Source organism: Terrabacter terrigena, assembly GCF_042676085.1.
In the GTDB taxonomy this organism is placed as follows: Bacteria; Actinomycetota; Actinomycetes; order Actinomycetales; family Dermatophilaceae; genus Terrabacter; species Terrabacter terrigena.
In genome coordinates, this window is the sequence record NZ_JBHTKH010000010.1 from 87,253 (window position 1) to 103,262 (window position 16,010).

At 71.6% G+C, this 16,010-nt stretch carries 17 protein-coding genes; 5 read left to right on the forward strand and 12 right to left on the reverse strand.

Translation table 11 applies throughout. From position 1 onward, the window contains the following. Positions 1-53: 53 nt before the first annotated feature. The 5 genes from ACFQ2V_RS15270 to ACFQ2V_RS15290 form a co-directional block, all read right to left on the reverse strand. Positions 54-1,835: an NAD(P)/FAD-dependent oxidoreductase gene (locus ACFQ2V_RS15270; protein ID WP_386053696.1), complete on the reverse strand. Its 1,782-nt coding sequence runs from the start codon at positions 1,833-1,835 to the stop codon at positions 54-56. Between the two features lie 96 nt (positions 1,836-1,931). After that, the gene (locus ACFQ2V_RS15275; RefSeq protein WP_386053697.1) at positions 1,932-3,110 is read right to left on the reverse strand and encodes a helix-turn-helix domain-containing protein; all 1,179 of its coding nucleotides are present in this window, start codon (positions 3,108-3,110) and stop codon (positions 1,932-1,934) included. Positions 3,111-3,191: 81 nt separating this feature from the next. Continuing rightward, positions 3,192-3,695 (reverse strand): DnaJ family domain-containing protein, encoded by a 504-nt coding sequence (locus tag ACFQ2V_RS15280; RefSeq protein WP_386053698.1) that lies wholly within the window; start codon positions 3,693-3,695, stop codon positions 3,192-3,194. Between the two features lie 302 nt (positions 3,696-3,997). Then, complete coding sequence (locus tag ACFQ2V_RS15285) at positions 3,998-4,579, reverse strand: M23 family metallopeptidase (RefSeq protein WP_386053699.1); 582 nt, start codon at positions 4,577-4,579, stop codon at positions 3,998-4,000. A gap of 144 nt (positions 4,580-4,723) precedes the next feature. Continuing rightward, the gene (locus ACFQ2V_RS15290) at positions 4,724-5,425 is read right to left on the reverse strand and encodes a C39 family peptidase (RefSeq protein ID WP_386053700.1); all 702 of its coding nucleotides are present in this window, start codon (positions 5,423-5,425) and stop codon (positions 4,724-4,726) included. Between the two features lie 212 nt (positions 5,426-5,637). On the opposite strand from ACFQ2V_RS15290, the gene ACFQ2V_RS15295 reads away from it, so the two are divergent. After that, complete coding sequence (locus tag ACFQ2V_RS15295; protein WP_386053701.1) at positions 5,638-6,603, forward strand: ArsR family transcriptional regulator; 966 nt, start codon at positions 5,638-5,640, stop codon at positions 6,601-6,603. Here ACFQ2V_RS15295 and ACFQ2V_RS15300 read toward each other — a convergent pair. After that, complete coding sequence (locus ACFQ2V_RS15300; RefSeq protein ID WP_386053702.1) at positions 6,587-7,459, reverse strand: uracil-DNA glycosylase; 873 nt, start codon at positions 7,457-7,459, stop codon at positions 6,587-6,589. The two genes, ACFQ2V_RS15295 and ACFQ2V_RS15300, sit on opposite strands and share 17 nt — an antisense overlap. Positions 7,460-7,487: 28 nt before the next feature. Beyond that, positions 7,488-7,787, reverse strand: a complete 300-nt coding sequence (locus tag ACFQ2V_RS15305) for a COG4315 family predicted lipoprotein (RefSeq protein ID WP_386053703.1) — start codon at positions 7,785-7,787, stop codon at positions 7,488-7,490. On the opposite strand from ACFQ2V_RS15305, the gene ACFQ2V_RS15310 reads away from it, so the two are divergent. The 3 genes from ACFQ2V_RS15310 to ACFQ2V_RS15320 all read left to right on the forward strand — a co-directional run bounded on the left by ACFQ2V_RS15310 (position 7,786) and on the right by ACFQ2V_RS15320 (position 9,394). Beyond that, the gene (locus tag ACFQ2V_RS15310; RefSeq protein WP_386053704.1) at positions 7,786-8,139 is read left to right on the forward strand and encodes a hypothetical protein; all 354 of its coding nucleotides are present in this window, start codon (positions 7,786-7,788) and stop codon (positions 8,137-8,139) included. The genes ACFQ2V_RS15305 and ACFQ2V_RS15310 overlap by 2 nt on opposite strands. A gap of 80 nt (positions 8,140-8,219) precedes the next feature. Continuing rightward, positions 8,220-8,708 (forward strand): sigma-70 family RNA polymerase sigma factor, encoded by a 489-nt coding sequence (locus ACFQ2V_RS15315; protein ID WP_386053705.1) that lies wholly within the window; start codon positions 8,220-8,222, stop codon positions 8,706-8,708. After that, complete coding sequence (locus ACFQ2V_RS15320; RefSeq protein ID WP_386053706.1) at positions 8,705-9,394, forward strand: zf-HC2 domain-containing protein; 690 nt, start codon at positions 8,705-8,707, stop codon at positions 9,392-9,394. The genes ACFQ2V_RS15315 and ACFQ2V_RS15320 overlap by 4 nt, the downstream gene beginning before the upstream one ends. A 336-nt stretch (positions 9,395-9,730) precedes the next feature. Here the strand turns inward: ACFQ2V_RS15320 and ACFQ2V_RS15325 are convergent, their stop codons facing one another. Together ACFQ2V_RS15325 and ACFQ2V_RS15330 are read right to left on the reverse strand one after the other, a co-directional pair. Then, a complete protein-coding gene (locus tag ACFQ2V_RS15325) occupies positions 9,731-10,423 on the reverse strand; it encodes a class I SAM-dependent methyltransferase (RefSeq protein ID WP_386053707.1) in 693 nt (230 codons plus the stop codon). Next, a complete protein-coding gene (locus tag ACFQ2V_RS15330) occupies positions 10,420-11,094 on the reverse strand; it encodes an alpha/beta fold hydrolase (protein WP_386053708.1) in 675 nt (224 codons plus the stop codon). Before ACFQ2V_RS15330 ends, ACFQ2V_RS15325 begins: the two co-directional genes overlap by 4 nt. Before the next feature lie 64 nt (positions 11,095-11,158). On the opposite strand from ACFQ2V_RS15330, the gene ACFQ2V_RS15335 reads away from it, so the two are divergent. Next, a complete protein-coding gene (locus ACFQ2V_RS15335; RefSeq protein WP_386053709.1) occupies positions 11,159-11,407 on the forward strand; it encodes a DUF2630 family protein in 249 nt (82 codons plus the stop codon). A gap of 182 nt (positions 11,408-11,589) precedes the next feature. On the opposite strand, the gene ACFQ2V_RS15340 is transcribed toward ACFQ2V_RS15335, so the two are convergent. Genes ACFQ2V_RS15340 through ACFQ2V_RS15350 form a run of 3 tightly spaced genes read right to left on the reverse strand, consistent with a single transcriptional unit; the run spans position 11,590 to position 16,009 of the window. After that, positions 11,590-13,416 (reverse strand): glycoside hydrolase family 3 protein, encoded by a 1,827-nt coding sequence (locus ACFQ2V_RS15340; protein WP_386053710.1) that lies wholly within the window; start codon positions 13,414-13,416, stop codon positions 11,590-11,592. Between the two features lie 47 nt (positions 13,417-13,463). Continuing rightward, positions 13,464-15,074, reverse strand: coding sequence for a glucoamylase family protein (locus tag ACFQ2V_RS15345; protein ID WP_386053711.1), 1,611 nt, complete (start codon positions 15,072-15,074; stop codon positions 13,464-13,466). A gap of 23 nt (positions 15,075-15,097) precedes the next feature. Then, positions 15,098-16,009, reverse strand: a complete 912-nt coding sequence (locus ACFQ2V_RS15350; RefSeq protein ID WP_386053712.1) for a carbohydrate ABC transporter permease — start codon at positions 16,007-16,009, stop codon at positions 15,098-15,100. Position 16,010: the final 1 nt, after the last annotated feature.

Sequence of the window (16,010 nt, forward strand, 5' to 3'; positions counted from 1 at the left end):
ATTCCCATGCAGTTGGCATGATCTTCACAGACTTCACCCAGACAAGGACCGGCTCACCCCAGGTGATGGGTCTCGGCGAGGGCGTAGACCGGGGTGTCGAGACCCTCGAGGCGTGCCTTGAGCTGGAGTGCGAGGTAGCGCGAGTAGTGACGCGACTGGTGCAGGTTGCCGCCGTGGAACCACAGGTGGTCCTGCTGCGTGGGCTTCCACATGTTGCGCAGCTCGCCCTGCCACGGGCCCGGGTCCTTCGTCGTGTCGGAGCCGAGGCCCCAGCACCTGCCGACCTTGTCGGCGACCTCCTGGCTGATGAGGCGCGCGGCCCAGCCGTTCATCGAGCCGTAGCCCGTCGCGTAGACGACGGCGTCGGCCTCGATCTCGGTCCCGTCGGCGAGCACGACCGCGCGTTCGGTCAGGTGGTCGACCTGACCGCGGACGAGCCGGATCGCGCCCTTGGCCACGAGCTCGGAGGCGCCGATGTCGATGTAGTAGCCGGAGCCACGCCGGAGGTACTTGAGGAACAGGCCCGAGTCGTCGTCACCGAAGTCGAGGTCGAAGCCGGCCGCCTCGAGGGCTGCGTAGAAGTCGGCGTCCTGCTGGCGGATCGCGTCGAACGCCGGCCGCTGGAAGTCGGGGAGGATCTTGTACGGGATCGAGGCGAAGACGAGATCCGCTGTCTCGTGGTCGATCCCGTTGGCGACGGCCTCCTCGGAGTAGAGCGGGCCGAGCACCGTCTCCATGAGAGAGTCGGACTTGACGATGTGCGTGCTCGAGCGCTGGAGCATGACCGGCTCGGCACCGTTCTGCCACAGGTCGGCGCAGATGTCGTGGGCCGAGTTGTTCGAGCCGACGACGACGACCGTCTTACCGGCATACCTCGCCCCGCCGGGGTGCTGGCTGCTGTGGTGCTGGTCGCCGGCGAAGACGTCCTGTCCGGGCAACGCCGGCACCAACGGTATGCCGCTCATCCCCGTCGCGAGCACGAGGTGGGTGGGTGTGAGCACGACCTCGCGGCCCTCGCGGGTGAGGTGGACGGTCCACGTGCCGGTGCCCTCGTCGTAGCACGCCGACGTGGCCTCGGTGTTGCTCCAGTAGTCCAGCTCCATGATCTTCGTGTAGCTCTCGAGCCAGTCACCCATCTTGTCCTTGGGCGTGAAGACCGGCCAGTGGTCGGGGAACGGCAGGTAGGGCAGGTGGTCGTACCAGACCGGGTCGTGCAGGCAGAGGGAGTGGTAGCGGCTGCGCCACTGGTCACCCGGCCGCGGGTACCTGTCGACGACCAGGGCCGGCACACCGAGACGCTTGAGCCGGGCGGCGAGGCCGATGCCGCCCTGGCCGCCACCGACGACGAGGACGTAGGGCTGGGCGTCGACGCCGTAGGACTCGACCTGCTGCTGACGCCTGTCGAGCCAGTTCTCGGTCGAGACGTTGACACCGTGCTCGGCGCCGCGGACGCGGGCGCGGCCGGACGGCTCGGGGTGGTCGTTGAGCGCCTGAGCGCTCGTGAGGAGGGTCCACGCCAGACCGTCACGCACGCGGACCAGGCCCTTGCCGGTGAACGTCGCGTTGCCGAACGTGAACCACGCCTCGTGCACCCCGTCGGCCTCGGACTCGCTCGTCGCCGCGAGGTCGCCCGGCCAGGCGGCGCGCTCGACCCCTGCGAGCATCGCGCCGATCTGCTCGCGGCCCTCCGAGGTGTGGATGTTCCACGTCACGCTGACCAGGTCGCGCCAGTAGCTCTCGTCGGCGAAGAGACCGGTCACCCGGTCGACGTCGCCCGACGCCAGTGCCTCGGAGAACCGACCGAGCCAGTCGGTCGCCGTCAGCTGCTCACCCATCGCCAACTCCTTTGTCCACGTGGTGGGTTCGATGGAGCGACGCTAGGAGCGCACGGCGAGCGCCGACAGGGTTGCAGAACGTTGCAGGCCCCGCGGTCAGCGCGGGTGGGCCGTTGCGGTGAGGCGGTAGGGGCGGCTCTCGAGGAGGCCGCCGAGGCGCTTGCGCAGCCGCGACATCTCGGCGCGGATCGTCACCGGGGTCGTGGCGCCCGCGAGCCGGGCCATCAGCGCGCCGGTGTCGAGCCCTTCGGGGTGCTCGACGAGCAGGGCCACGATCTCGGCGTGCCGCTCGCTGAGCGGGATCTCGACGGTCGCGGCGTCAGATCCGCTGCCGGTCCTGACGACCACCCGAGCCGACGGACCGCGCACGACCTCGACCGTCGTCGCGACCGACCGCTCCTCGTGGAGCACCCAGCCGCCGGCGATCTCCTCCGCCCGCACCTGCCCGATCTCGGGCACCCACACCGACCCGGCGTGCAGGCTGCCCGGCACCCAGACCCGCTCACCCACGCCGAAGCCTTCCGCCCTGGCCACCCACCCGTGACGGTCGACGACGACGAAACGCCCCGAGCCGGCATACGCCTCACTGGCGCGGGCGACCCGGCGCAGGTCACGGTCGTGCTCGCCCGCGAGCGTGTCGACGGCCTCGCGCACGGCCATCGTCACGAGCATGAGCGTGTGCGGGTGCGCGGTTCGGAAGGCGCCGCTCAGCGTGACGACGCCGAGCGGCGTACGCGCGCGGCGGTCGGTGACGGGGGCGCTCGTGCAGACCCAGGCGTGCTGGTCCTCGCGAGCGTGCTCGGGCCCGAAGATCTGCACCGGGCGACGCTCCTCCATGGCGGTGCCCAGCGCGTTGGTACCGACATCGCCCTCGCGCCAGCGGGCTCCTTCGACGAAGCCGAGGCCGTCGCTGCGGCGGCGCACCGGCGACGGGCCGAACATCCAGAGCGGGTAGCCCTCGTCGTCGCTGATGACGAGCTCGTTCCCGGCCTCGTGCGCGAGCGGCAGCAGGCGCTCCTTGAGGATCGGCACGACGGAGGCGAGCAGGGCGGAGCGCTCCCGGCGGGAGGCGAGCGCGGCGTCGGAGATCGGGGACGAGTGCCTGTCGCCCTCGGGTGTCTGGCGCAGCCACGACCTGGCGACGACGCCACGCGCCCCCGCCGGCACCTCGTGCGTGTGCGCCCAGGCCCGGTGCAGACGCAGCAGGTCACGCGCCTTGGCTGCGGGGTCCTCGAACGCAGTCAGGGCCGCTTCGAGTCCGGGGGCTGGGGACATGCGCACCTCTGCGGGTCACGGCTGCGGGTCACGGCTTCCCGTGATGGTGGCACGGCTCGCGCCGGAGCGGTAGGGAGGTGTTCAGCCCCGACCGAGCAGGCGCGCCCACCAGGAGGGACCCGTCTGTCGAGCCGCCGCGGCCGCCGCCTCACGTTCCTCACGGGCGCGGCGCCGCTGCGCCTCACGCTCCTCACGCAACGGACGCCACCGCTCGACCATCTCGTCGACGTCGAGCGTCTTCGCGAGCAGCGGTGGCAGGTTGCCCACGGCGGGACGCAGCCGGTCGGCGAGGACGCGCTTGTTGTAGTCCTCGACGATCTCGCGCACCTGCTCCTCGGTGCGCACGTCGGTGAGGGACTCGGGATAGCCGGCTGCCTCCTTCCGCAGGGCGAGCGCCCCGGGCAGCGCGCCGCCGAGGTCGAGGTTCTCGCGCTGGGCGAACCGCTTGACCCACCAGTCCGGGTCGTCGGCGTCGCTGAGGTCGAGCGGCTTGCCCGCACCGGGCAGGTTGTCGAAGTCGCCACGCTCCTGGGCCTCGCGGATCTGCTTCTCCACGGGGCTCTCCCAGTACGGCTGGCCGGCCATGCCCCTACGCTAACCGAGGCTTCGGCCCGACCGAGGACGCGCACACGGGCGGGAGCGGCCCGCGCTCGCGCATCCTGTCGCCATGACCCAGCCCGCCGACGAGCAGCAGCACCGGCGCGGCGAACATCCCGAGCAGCACCACCGCGTCGGCCGGGGGCAGCGAGCAGCCGGCAACGCACGCGTACTCAGCGCGAACTCCCGGCTGCGCGCCCAAGTGCACGCCGGCATGGTGCGGGGTGCAGACGCACAAGCCTGCCGTGCCGAGCGGGCGCGCAGTCGAGGACTGCGCGCCCGCGGTCGGGTCAGGCGCGGGTGTTGGAGCTGCGCAGCCAGGTGCCCGCGGCAGGGACGTAGCCCTCGAGGGTCGAGGGCAGCGACACCCGGGTGTTGCAGTCGATCACCGAGTAGTGCAGGTGGGGCGCCGAGGCAGCGCCGGTGCTGCCGGACCAGCCGATGATGCGTCCCTGAGGCACCCAGTTGCCCGGCTCGTAGAACGACCGGTTGAGGTGGGCGTACTGCGTGCACTGGCCGTTGGGGTGCCGGATGATCACCTCGATGCCGTTCTGCCAGTACGGCGACCAGTTGGAGATGACGATCGTGCCTCCCTGGGTGGCCGCGACCTCGTAGTTGGCGGGCAGCGCGAGGTCCCAGGCGTACCGGTTGTAGGCGTCCGTGTGGGAGTAGCCGCCCCAGTTGCCCTGGCTGACCACGTAGCTCTCACCGGCCGGGTAGGGCGCCTCGAAGTAGCCGGCGGCCGTGGCGGACGTCGCGCCCGTGAAGACGGTCGTGGCGGCGAGCGCCAGAGCGCCGAGGACGACTCCGACCCTTCGGGTCAGCGTCTTCTTCGCGCCGCCCCTGCGGGCGAGGGCTGTGCTTCCGATCATGTCCTTGGTTCCTTTCAGTGGGTGGTGTGGACGTGCTGGTGGTTCGTCGTGCTGGTGGTGCGTCGTGCTGGTGCGTCGTGCTGGTGCGTTGTGCTGGTTCGTCGAGCTGTCGCGGAGGCGAACGCAGCCGTGTCGTGGGCGCGGTCACCATGCGTAGCCCGGCGTGCCGGCGACGAGGTACGCGAGCCGGTCGACCGGGATCCAGTACCGTCCGCGGCCGTCGAAGTCGGCCGGGTCCGAGATGCGCACCGTCCGGTAGCGCGTGTCGTAGCCGTCGACGACGAAGTAGTGCTCGATGGGGTGGGCGACGTCGTGGTACGGGTACTGGTGGGCCGGCGCGTAGACGTAGGCGACGACGGCGTAGCCGCCGTCGACGTCGGTCACGACGTTGCGCCACAGCCGGTCGATGTCGGTGCTGCTGATGGCACCGCCGTTCCAGGGGATCACCGTGGTCTCGTAGGGCGCACCCGTGTGGCTGCGCAGTGCCGCGGCGACGATGGGCGTGGGGCCGGTTCCCTCGGTCGTGGTGCCCAGCTCGCGGGCGAGGGCGGTGATGCCGGGCGAGACGCCACGGAGGGCGAGCGCCATGTGCACCGACGTCGGTCCGCAGTAGTAGCCGTTCGGCTGGGCGCTGTAGGGCGTCGGCACGTAGTGCTCGCCGTCGACCGACACGGAGCCCGGAGAAGAGACCTGGACCGGGCCGTGGCCGCCGGTCGTCGGGACCGAGAGGGTGTGCGTGAGGGGACGCGTGTCGGCGGGTGCGCTGGCGGCGGCCGCAGCGGATGGGGTGACCATCGCTGCGACGACCGCCAGGACGGCGGCTGTACGGAGCGTGAGGGCGCGCATCGGGCCTCCGGATGTCGGGGTGGGAGGCCCAGTCCACCCAGCGGCATCGGGTGCGGCAATCCTTCAAGTGTTCGGCTTGATCGAAGGCCGACGAGGCGGTGGGCAACGCGGCATTGGCGGACCGCGCTCCGCGCTCCGGTGGCGAGGTCCGGTGCGGCGTGCGAATCTGGCGCCACCCTGCTCTGAACGTCGCCATCAGAAGGAGCGGTGCCATGCTGCGTTACGAGCTGACGCCCACGGACGTGACCACGTGCAGGTTCGGCATCTCGCCCCTCAACGAGATGTGCCTGTCGCTGCGCAGCCTGCGGGCACCGAGGGCATACGCCCCCCGGGTCGCCGAGGCGTACGTGTCCAGGCCCGAGTCGCGGGGGCACCGGGAGATCCTGCTGGCGCTGGTCAACGACGACTTCTCGACGCCGGATGTCATCAACCCGCGACCCGAGAGCCCGTCACCTCGCCTCAGGGAGGAGATGCGGTCGGTCGCGGCGGCACCGGCTGCGGTGCTCAGGGACGAGCTCGAGCGTCTGTGGCCGCACGAGGTGCCGGCCGCCGTGCGCGGCGGCTCGGCCACGGTGCTGGCGCGGGTCCTCGAAGCCCTCGAGTCCTACTGGACCCTGGCCTTCGCCGCCTTCTGGACCGGCCATCGCAGCCTGCTCGAGGCGGACGTGCGCCATCGCGCCCACCGGGTGGCCGGCTTCGGGCTCATGGACGCCCTGTCCGAGCTGCACGAGAGCATCACCGTCGACGACCTCAGCCTGTGCGCGCACAGCCGGGTCGGCCCGTCGTACTCGGCGGCGGTGAGCGGCCGCCGCCTCGTCTTCGTGCCGTCCCTCTTCACGTTGGCCGCGTCGCACCCCAACGCCGACACGGCCCTGCCCATGGTCATCTACCCGGCGCGAGGGCAACGCCAGTCGGTGCAGCCCGTGGCACCCGTCAGCGCCGTCATCCTGCTCGGTCAGGCGAAGTCGGACCTGATGGCAGCCCTCGTCGAGCCGCGGACCACCACCGAGCTCGCGGCACTGCTCGGCAAGACCCCCTCGGCCGTCAACCAGCAGCTGCACGACCTGCGCCGGGCCGGCCTGGTGCGCAGCGCCAGGGCCGGCAAGTCGGTGCTCTACTCCTGCACCCCCTCGGGGCGCGACCTGATGCGCCGCGCGGGATTCACAGCCGGGCGATGACCTCGTCGAGCATCGCTTCGGTGAGCTTGCCGGTGAAGGTGTTCTGCTGGCTCACGTGGTAGCTGCCGACGAGGCGCACCCGGCGCCCGGCGCCGGTCACGAGCAGCGCCTCCGCCCCGTGGCCGAAGCGCGGCTTCGGCACCGGCACCGCCCAGCCCCGGCGACGGGCCGCGCCGAGGGCTGCGTCCCAGCCGATCGCCCCGAGGGCCAGCATCGAGCGCAGCCGCGGCTCCGCCAGCTCGAGGTCGCGGTCGAGCCAGGGCGCACAGGTCGCCTTCTCCTCGGTGGTCGGCTTGTTCGCCGGCGGCGCGCAGCGCACGGTCGCGACGATGCGCAGGCCGGTCAGCGTGAGCCCGTCGCCCGACGAAACCGACGTCGGCTGGCTCGCGTAGCCGGCGCGGTGGAGGGCGGCATACAGCCAGTCGCCCGAACGGTCGCCGGTGAACATCCGTCCGGTTCGGTTGGTGCCGTTGGCCGCCGGGGCGAGCCCGACGACGAGCACCTCCGCATCGGGGTCGCCGAACGACGGGCCGGGACGCCCCCAGTACGGCTGGTCGGCGAACGCTGCCCGGCGCCCGCTCACGGCGACGGACTCGCGCCACTGCACGAGGCGCGGGCAGGCACGGCACACGCTGACGCGCGCATCCAGCTCGCGTATGCCGTCCGCCTGCCTCGCGAGGAGCACCACCTCTGCCGCGCTGGTGGCCACCGGCGTGTCCGCGGTCGCCGGGTCACCCGGCCAGCCGGTGCCCGGCGGCACGGGCGAGCGGAAGAGCCCACCCGTGACCGGGTGCTGCGCCGGGTCGGGCATCGGTGCCGATCGTGCCGGCGACGGGTCGGGCGGATCGGCGCTCATGCGCCAACGTTAGGCGCACCAGGGTTTCTCAGGGCTTGGTCTTGATGGGAGTGCCCTTCGGGTCGAGCACCCACCACACGCCCTTGACGGCCTGGCCGCTGACGTCGCCGGCCTTGGTGTCCTTGAACCAGTAGTAGAGCGGCCACCCGTTCAGGGTGAGCTGCTTCTTGCCCTCGGGGGTGTCGATCGAGGCGACCGTGCCCGTGACGCCGGTCAGGGTCGGAGCCGACGCGCCCATCATGGCCTTCGGCCAGGCGACGAGGCACTGGCCCTCGCAGGCGCTCTTCGGGCCGCCCTTGGTGTCCTTGTCGAACATGTAGAGGGTCATGCCCTGGCTGTCGACGACGATGGTGCCGAGCGACGAGCTGGCCGTCTTCAGCTCTGTCACGTCGGGGTGCACCATCGGGGTCGGCGCGCTGGACGACGACGATGACGACGACGACGACTCGGAGGATGTCGCGGACGACGACCCTGCTGCGGGCGACGAGGCGGCCGGCGTCGTGGTGGTGGGTGTCGACGACCCGCAGGCCGCCGAGAGAAGAAGGACCGTGCCGGCGAGGGCCGCGGTGCTGAGGGATCGGGCTCGCATCATGTCTACCTCCTCGAGGGGGACGCCGGACGTGACGTCCGAACGCGGAAACGACTGTTGGCGTGAGACGGTTCACGTAGAGCCCACGTGAACGGTTCACGGTGTCCGGACGTCCTTGACTGAGGCAGGCGTCCGGGGCCCCGTGAGCGCAGCGAGAGGAGGTGGGGTGAGGTGCCGCTCGACGAGGACGCGGTGGCGGAGATCTACCGCGAGCACGGACCCATGCTCCGGCGGGTGGTCTGGCGCGCAACGAGCGATGCGAACCGTGTCGAGGACATCGTCCAGGAGGTGATCCTTCGCGTGTGGAAGCAGGCACCCGAGGCCGACAACCTGCGCGCGTACCTCATCACCACCGCCCGGCACCTCATCGTCGACCAGCACCGCGCCGCCGGCCGCCGTCCCCAGGAGGCCACCCTGACCGAGATCGCCGAGCGCGACTCGGCCCTCGACCAGGCGCTCGACCAGGTGCTCGTCGAGGAGGCCCTCGGCCGACTCCAGGACAACCACCGCGACGTCGTACGGTGCCTCTACTACCAACGACTGTCCGTCGCCGAGGCATCGGTGCGACTCGGGGTGCCGGAGGGCACCGTGAAGTCCCGGGCCTACTACGCCGTGCGCAACCTGCGCGTGATCCTCGACGAGATGGGAGTGACCAGATGACCACCGGATCAGACGACCTGCACGTGCTGCTCGGCGCGTACGTGCTCGGTGGCCTGTCCGACGACGACCACCGCGCCTACAGCGAGCACCTGCGCACGTGCAGCCAGTGCCAGGCCGAGCTGGGCCAGGTATCCGGCCTGCCCCGACTGCTCGACCTGGCGGGTCCCGAAGGTGGTCTACACCTCGTCAAGGCCCCGCCGGGGGCGCCCATCCCGCTCATGAAGGAGCCCGACGACGAGCGCGTGTCGACCCTGCTCACCGAGGTGGGCCGGCGGCGGCGGCGCCGCCGCACCCTGGCCTCGGTGCTCGGCGCAGCGGCCTCGGTGGCCCTCTTCGCGGGCGGCGCCTGGCTCGGCCCCTCGATGCTCCAGGCGACGACGACCGCACCGCCGACGACCCACGTCACGGCCTGGGCGCCCGGCAGCGCGGCGTCGGTCGACGTCGCCCTCGTGACGCGTGGCTGGGGCACCCAGCTCGACCTCGAGTGCTCGGGCCTGCCGGCCGGCAGCCCGCTGACGCTCTGGGTGGTCGACAACTACGGCAAGGAGTACGCCGCAGCCTCGTGGCGAGCAGGCGGCTCGGGCTACACGAAGCTCACCGGCTCGACGTCGGTGCCCACCTACGAGATCAAGTCCGTCGAGGTGCGCACCAGCATGGGGAAGGTCGTGGCCTCGGCGCGCACCTGACCCTGCCAGGCACTGCGTTGGCACTGCGTTGGACTGCGTTGGCACTGCGGTGGCATGCCCGGGCCCTGCGCTGTCACTGTCGCGCGAGCACGCTTGAGGGCCCGGCTCGCGACTGATCAGGTCTGCGACTCCGGGCCCTGAGTGGCGGTTAACGTACCTCAACGGGCCAGCCGCCCAAGCGTTTCGGGTTGGTGCGGGGCCCGTCCCCCCGGCCCCGCACCCATCCCCTGTCACTCAGAGACGTGGGGGCCCGGGTTGATACACGCGCAACACCCCAAACCGGTCAGGGCGCGGGCGGTTCGGCTGCCCGAAGGCAGGCGGTGGCGGGGACGCCCCTCAGCCGCGTCGGGTCGCGCGGACCACGACGTCGTGCAGGGTCATGCCGTGGCCTGCCGTGCGGGTGTGCTCCGACGCCGTCTGCACCTCCCACTGCGCGGGGTCGAGCCGCGCCGTGATGTCGGCGAGCGTCACCGTGGCGTGCGCCGGGGGGCCGTCGGCGTCGGGCGCCCGACCGTGTCCGTGTCCGTGTCCGTGTCCGTGTCCGTGTCCGTGTCCGTGTCCGTGCCCACCCTCACCGTCATCCCGGTGGAGGTGGCCGATGACGAGGAACGAGCCGCCCGGCGCGACCCACGCCGCGATGCGGTCGTAGAAGTCGAGCTGCGGGGTCGTCGGGTGCGCGTAGCTCGTCGTCACGAGGTCGTACTGCCGGTCGGGCGTCCACGTCGTCAGGTCGGCCTCGACCCACTCCACCGAGCCGTCCCCGTCACTGCCCTGCTCATGGGCAGCGGCCCGGCCCAGCGCCTCTGCGGCGATGTCGACGGCCGTGACGGCCCAGCCGTGCGTGGCCAGCCAGCGCGCGTCACCGCCCTCACCACAGCCGGCGTCGAGCGCCGTCCCCGGGCCCAGCACGCCGGCCTCGCGGACGAGGTGCGGGTTCGCCGGGGCCGGCTCGGCACCGGCCCGCCCCTCTTCCCAGTGCCGAGCCCAGTACGCCTTGTCGAACTCGGCCCCGTCGTCAGCCCCGCTCACCGCACCACCCCCAGGAGGTATGCCGCGAGCTCGCGCGGGTGTGACAGCGCCGCGAGGTGTCCGCCCGGCACCAGGTCGAGGTCGACTCCGAGGCGCTCGCGGGCGACGCGTCGCTGGAGGTCGACCGGGAAGAAGCGGTCACCCTCCCCGGCAACCGCGTGGATCGGCACGTCGGGCCACCGCTCGAAGTCGCACGGGGTCTCGAACGCCCGGTCGACCTCGGGACGCTGGTGCCCCTCCCCCGAGGCCGCTACCTCCGGGTCGACGTCGTGGAGGAAGTACACGTCGAGGTCGACCTCCTCGGGGTAGCCGCCGGCCCGCGCGGCAGTGACCCGGGCCGCCTCCGAGCCGACGGCGTCCCACCACTCGCCCGCCGTCTCGCCCGGCAGGGGCACCATGGCGTTGAGCAGGACCACCGCGGCGACAGGCCGTCGCGCTGCGACCAGGGGCACGGTGAAGCCGCCCATGGACTGTCCGACCAGCACCACGTCGTCACGCCCGTCGACCGCCGCGACGACCCGGGCGGCATACTCGGGCAGCCCCTCGTCGGGGTCGTCGCCCGGCAGGTCCACGGCCACGGCCTCGTGGCCGGCCTGCTCGAGGAGCGGTACGACGCGGTGCCAGACCCAGGCGGCGCCGCCCGCGCCGGGGACGAGGGCGTAGGTGGTCACCGCCCCCACGCTAGCCCGCGCCCGGGCCCTCGACTCGGGGCCGGGCACGTGCGATCGTGACGGCATGGCTGACGACGTCTCCATCCAGCACCACATCAAGTCGCTCATCGACGAGGAGCACGAGCTGCGATCAGCGCTGCAGGCCGGCTCGATCAGCGTCGACGACGAGCACGCCCGGCTCCGCTCCCTCGAGGTCGAGCTCGACCAGTGCTGGGACCTGCTGCGCCAGCGCCGCGCCAAGCGCGAGTTCGGCGACGACCCCGACACGGCGGAGGTGCGCTCCGAGCGGACCGTCGAGGGCTACACCGGCTGACCTGCACGCCGGACCCGCACGCCGCGACCTGCACGCCGGACCCGCACGCCGCGACCGGGGCACGCACGACGAGGCCCCGGCCGCGGTGGGTTGCGGCCGGGGCTCGCCGGGCACTCGGGTGCGGGGGGGGGTCACACCCTGGGGGATCTGAGTGCCTGCCTTGGGTCCTCGTCGGGGCGCTCTCAGATGGTGAGGCCGTACCCGAACGGGAGCAACGGGTCGTCATAGCCGGGGACGTCCTCGCCGTGCGCGCGCACCTGGTCCATCGACCGGGGCAGGTCGAAGGGCAGCCGCCCGACGGGCGCGATGGTGCCGGTGATGGCGTCGAGGAGGGCGTCGTCGCTGCTGCCGTAGCTGCCGACGACCGCCGACGCGATGTCGAGCAGCGGCGTGACCACCGCGGGCCGGTCGAGCACGACGTCGACCACCAGCGGGCAGACGGCGGCGATGCGCTCGAGTCGCGCGAGGAGCCCCGGCGGGAAGTCGAGCGACCCCTGGTGGAACCACGACTCGAGGAACAGGTCGGAGCGCGGGTCGAACGGTGCGGTCAGGCGCACCACCGCGACGTCGGCGTCCTCCGGCCGCTCGACGAGCTTGCCGTGCTTGACGACCGCCTCGGGTGACACGCGCTCGGCGTAGATGCGCAGCCCCTGCTCGAGGGGCAGGCGCCCGCCGTCGTTGCACAGCACGGTCACCGACCGGGCCTGCGCGGCATACCCCTCGTCACGGAAGTCCTGACGCCCGACGGTCCTGGCTGCTGCCTCCTCGTCGACGAACGGGTCGTCGAAGAGGCCGAGCCGGAACTTCACGGCGAGGATGCGCCGCGCGGACTCGTCGACGCGCGCCTCGGTGACCCGACCCTGGGCCACGAGGTCGAGCAGGATCTCGACGCACTCCTCGCCGCCGAACTGGTCGGCGCCGGCCTCGAGGATCAGCTCCATCCGGCCGTGCGGGTCGAGGTGTTCCACGCCCCACGCGCGGGCCGGGAGCACCTGGTCACCGACGTGGTTGTCGTTGACGAGCTCCCAGTCGGTGACGACGACACCGTCGTAGCCGAGCTTCTCGCGGAGCAGGCCGGTGACGACCTGCTTGTTGTAGCCGAACCCGATCGGCTCGATGGTCTCGCCGTCGATCTCGAGGTCGATCGGCATGCCGTAGTACGGCATGATCCCGGCCGTGCCCGCCTCGATGATCGGCGGGAACGGCTTGAGGTGGTCGGCGAACCGCCCACCGGGGTAGACCTGCTCGCGGCCGTAGGGGAAGTGGGCGTCCTCGCCGTCCTTCTGCGGGCCGCCGCCCGGGAAGTGCTTGCTCGTGCACGCCACACTGCCCGGCCCGAGCGAGTCGCCTTGGAAACCCTTGAGGTACGCGACACCGAGCTCGGTCACGAGGTCGGGATCCTGGCCGAAGGTGCCGGCCTGCCGGGCCCAGCGGGGCTCGGTCGCGAGGTCGAGCGTCGGGTGCAGCGCCGCCCGGATGCCGACCGCGGCGTACTCCCGGCGCGCGACGTCGGCGAACCGGCGTACGGCCTCGGCGTCGCGCAGCGCCGCGAGCCCGAGCGGCTCGGGCCACTGCGAGAAGGCCCCCGCCGAGAAGGAGACGCCGACGTTCTCGATGAACGCGTGGCGCGGGTCGGTCGACACCGTCACGGGTATGCCGTGTGGCGTGCGCTCGGCGAGCGCCTGCAGCGCGTTGCTCCACCGGGCCGCCATGCGCGGGTCGTCGAGGGCGTGCACGTTGAAGTGGCTCAGGTGCTTCTCGAGGACGACGGTGCTCGTCGGCGACTTGCTGATGTTGCCGGGCTGCTCGAGGACGGAGCCGTCGGCCCCCGCCTCGATGACCGTCTGGAACATCAGGCCGACCTTCTCCTGCAGGGAGAGCCGGCCGAGCAGGTCCTCGACCCGTGACTCGACGTCGAGCCGTGGGTCCTCGTAGGGATCCATCCGACCGTTGCCGTTGAGGTCCCGGTACTCGACTCCGTCGTCCGTGGTGCTCAGCTCGGGGCGCACGGGTGCCGCCTTTCGTCGGTGGGTGTCTCGTTCGGAGGTGGGCCCGGTCAGACCGGACTCGCGCCGAACTCCTCGATGCCGATGACCGGCTGCAGCGCGTTCCGGACCGCCGGGGTCGAGAAGGCGCGACGGATCACGTTGTCGCCCAGCACGTTTCCGGCGGCGCCCATGATCATCGCCTGGTCGAGCGACAGGTAGCGCCGCGCCACCGTGCCGGACTTCACGGCGATGGCGTCGAAGAAGCCACCACGGCCGTAGGACTCGAAGTCGGCCTGGATGCCGGCGAGGTTGGTGAACGCCTGGGCGGGCTCGTGCTGCATGGCCAGGAACGACGCGTGGGGGGTGACGACGCCGTCACCGTAGGTGGGCCTCGGGTTCGTCGCCGGGCGACAGGTGCCGAAGCCGGGATCGTAGTTCGTGCTCTCCTGGTCGGACATGTAGCCGGTGGGGTTGAGCCCGAGCGCGTCGACGCCGTACTCGCGGTAGCCCCCGGCGGGGTTGCTCGAGGGGCTGAAGCCCCAGTAGCCGTAGCCGGCCTCGATGAGCCCGTGCTCCCGCTGGGCGCGCACGTGCAGCACGTGGTTGCGGCCCCAGGACTTCGGCGCCCAGGCAGCCTCGTCGACGAAGACGTCGGGCATGAGCTCCTCGAACATCGAGCCGCCCCAGCCCGGCACGATGTGCATGTCGCGGTAGGTGTACGCGCCCTCGTAGACGTCGATGCCGTAGTAGGTGCGGTTCTTGCCCACCGGCTGCATCTCGTGCCACGACCAGTCGCACGTGGCGGGGAAGGTGCGCCACATGGCGAAGTACTGCTTGGGCGGGATCTGGCCGGTGATGATGCCGAGGTAGCTCGTGATGCGCGTCTCCGACACGGTCGTGTCGTAGTGGTGCGTGGTGAGCCAGACGGGGTCGCCGCCGATGTGGGTGCCCTGGTAGGTGCCTCCGGGGCGGCCGTTCTCGTACGGGTAGAAGCCGCCGTGGATCAGGCCACCGGCCCGCACCTGGTGCGCCGGGTCGCTGTTGTCGTTGTAGAAGGCGTCCCAGCGCATGCGGTCGAAGATGCGCTTCGCCCACGGGCGGGCGGCGGCATCGGACTGCTGGACGACCAGGAGGGCAGCGCCGAGCCAGCCGTTGTCGACGCTCGAGCAGAAGGGCACGACCTTGTCGCCCGACCCGGGCCAGGTGTGCAGCGTCCTGCCGGTCGCCTCGTCGTACCAGTTGAAGTACATGCCGCTCGGCGTGTGGTGCTCCATCCCCTCGACGGTCCGCAGGGTGCGCACCAGGCGGGCCGAGGCCTCGCCACGGGTGATGATGCCGAGCTCCCGGGCGACGACGGTCGACCACAGGTAGCCACCGATGTTCGTCGGGGACGTGTAGCCGGAGCGGTCGCCGGCGGCGAGCGACTCGGGGATGTTGTCGGCCGGGAGGCCGGTCTTCGGGTCGGTCATGGCCACGAGGCTGCGCCACGTGTCTGCGGCCCACGTGTGCACGCGGCCCTTGTCGAGGGCGAGCGTCGGCGAGCTGCGGACGAACGCCGGGGCCGTCGCGGCGCGCGCGCCCGGGCTGGGCGCGAGGGCGAAGGCGGCGACCGAGGCCGCCCCGCCCACGAGCAACGAGCGGCGGCTCGGTGTGGAGATCTGCTTGGAGGAGTGCTGCATGGGGTGTGCTCCGTTCACTGGGGTCACTTGAGACCGGTGGTGGCGATGCCCTCGATGAAGCGCTTCTGGAAGATGAGGAAGACCACGAGGATGGGGACGATGACGACCGTGGCGCCGGCGAGCAGCAGACCGTAGTTGGTGCTGTTCTGTCCGGTCGAGTAGAGGGCGAGCGCCACGGGGAGGGTGTAGCGGTCCTCGGACTGGGCCACGACGAGCGGCCAGAGGAAGTTGTTCCAGCTGCCGAGGAAGGTGAGGATGCCGAGCGTCGCGAGCGCGGGACCGCAGAGCGGCAGGATGATCTTCCAGAAGATCCGCAGCTCGCCCGCGCCGTCGACGCGGCCGGCGTCGAGCAGGTCCTTGGGCAGCCCGAGGATGAACTGGCGCATGAGGAACACGCCGAACGGGCTGACGAGGAACGGCAGGAAGAGGCCGGGCAGGGTGTCGATGAGGCCGGCGTTCGCGACGAGCACGAACAACGGCACGAAGGTGACGACGCCCGGGATCATGAGCGTCGTCATCACGGCCGTGAAGATGAGCTTCTTGCCCTTGAAGTCGAGCATCGCCAGGGCGTAGCCGAGCATCGAGCAGAAGACGAGGTTGCCAGCGGTCACGACGACCGCGACGACGATCGAGTTGGTGAAGAACTGCCCGAAGCTGAGCTTGTCGAACAGCTGCGTGTAGTTGTCGAGCGAGGCGCTCTCGGGCAGCCAGGTCGGTGGCACCTGCCGGAGCTCACCCTCACCCTTGAAGCTGCCGAGCACCATCCAGACGAAGGGTGCGATGACGGCCAGGAGGGCGACGGTCAGGACCAGGTAGAGCCACCAACGGCCACCCTGGCTCGAGCCGACCATGCCGGAGCGGGGCCTGCCCCCGCGGCCCCGGGAGCGAGCCGGACCGGGCTTGCCGACAGGACGTGGTGCGGTGTCGACGGACATG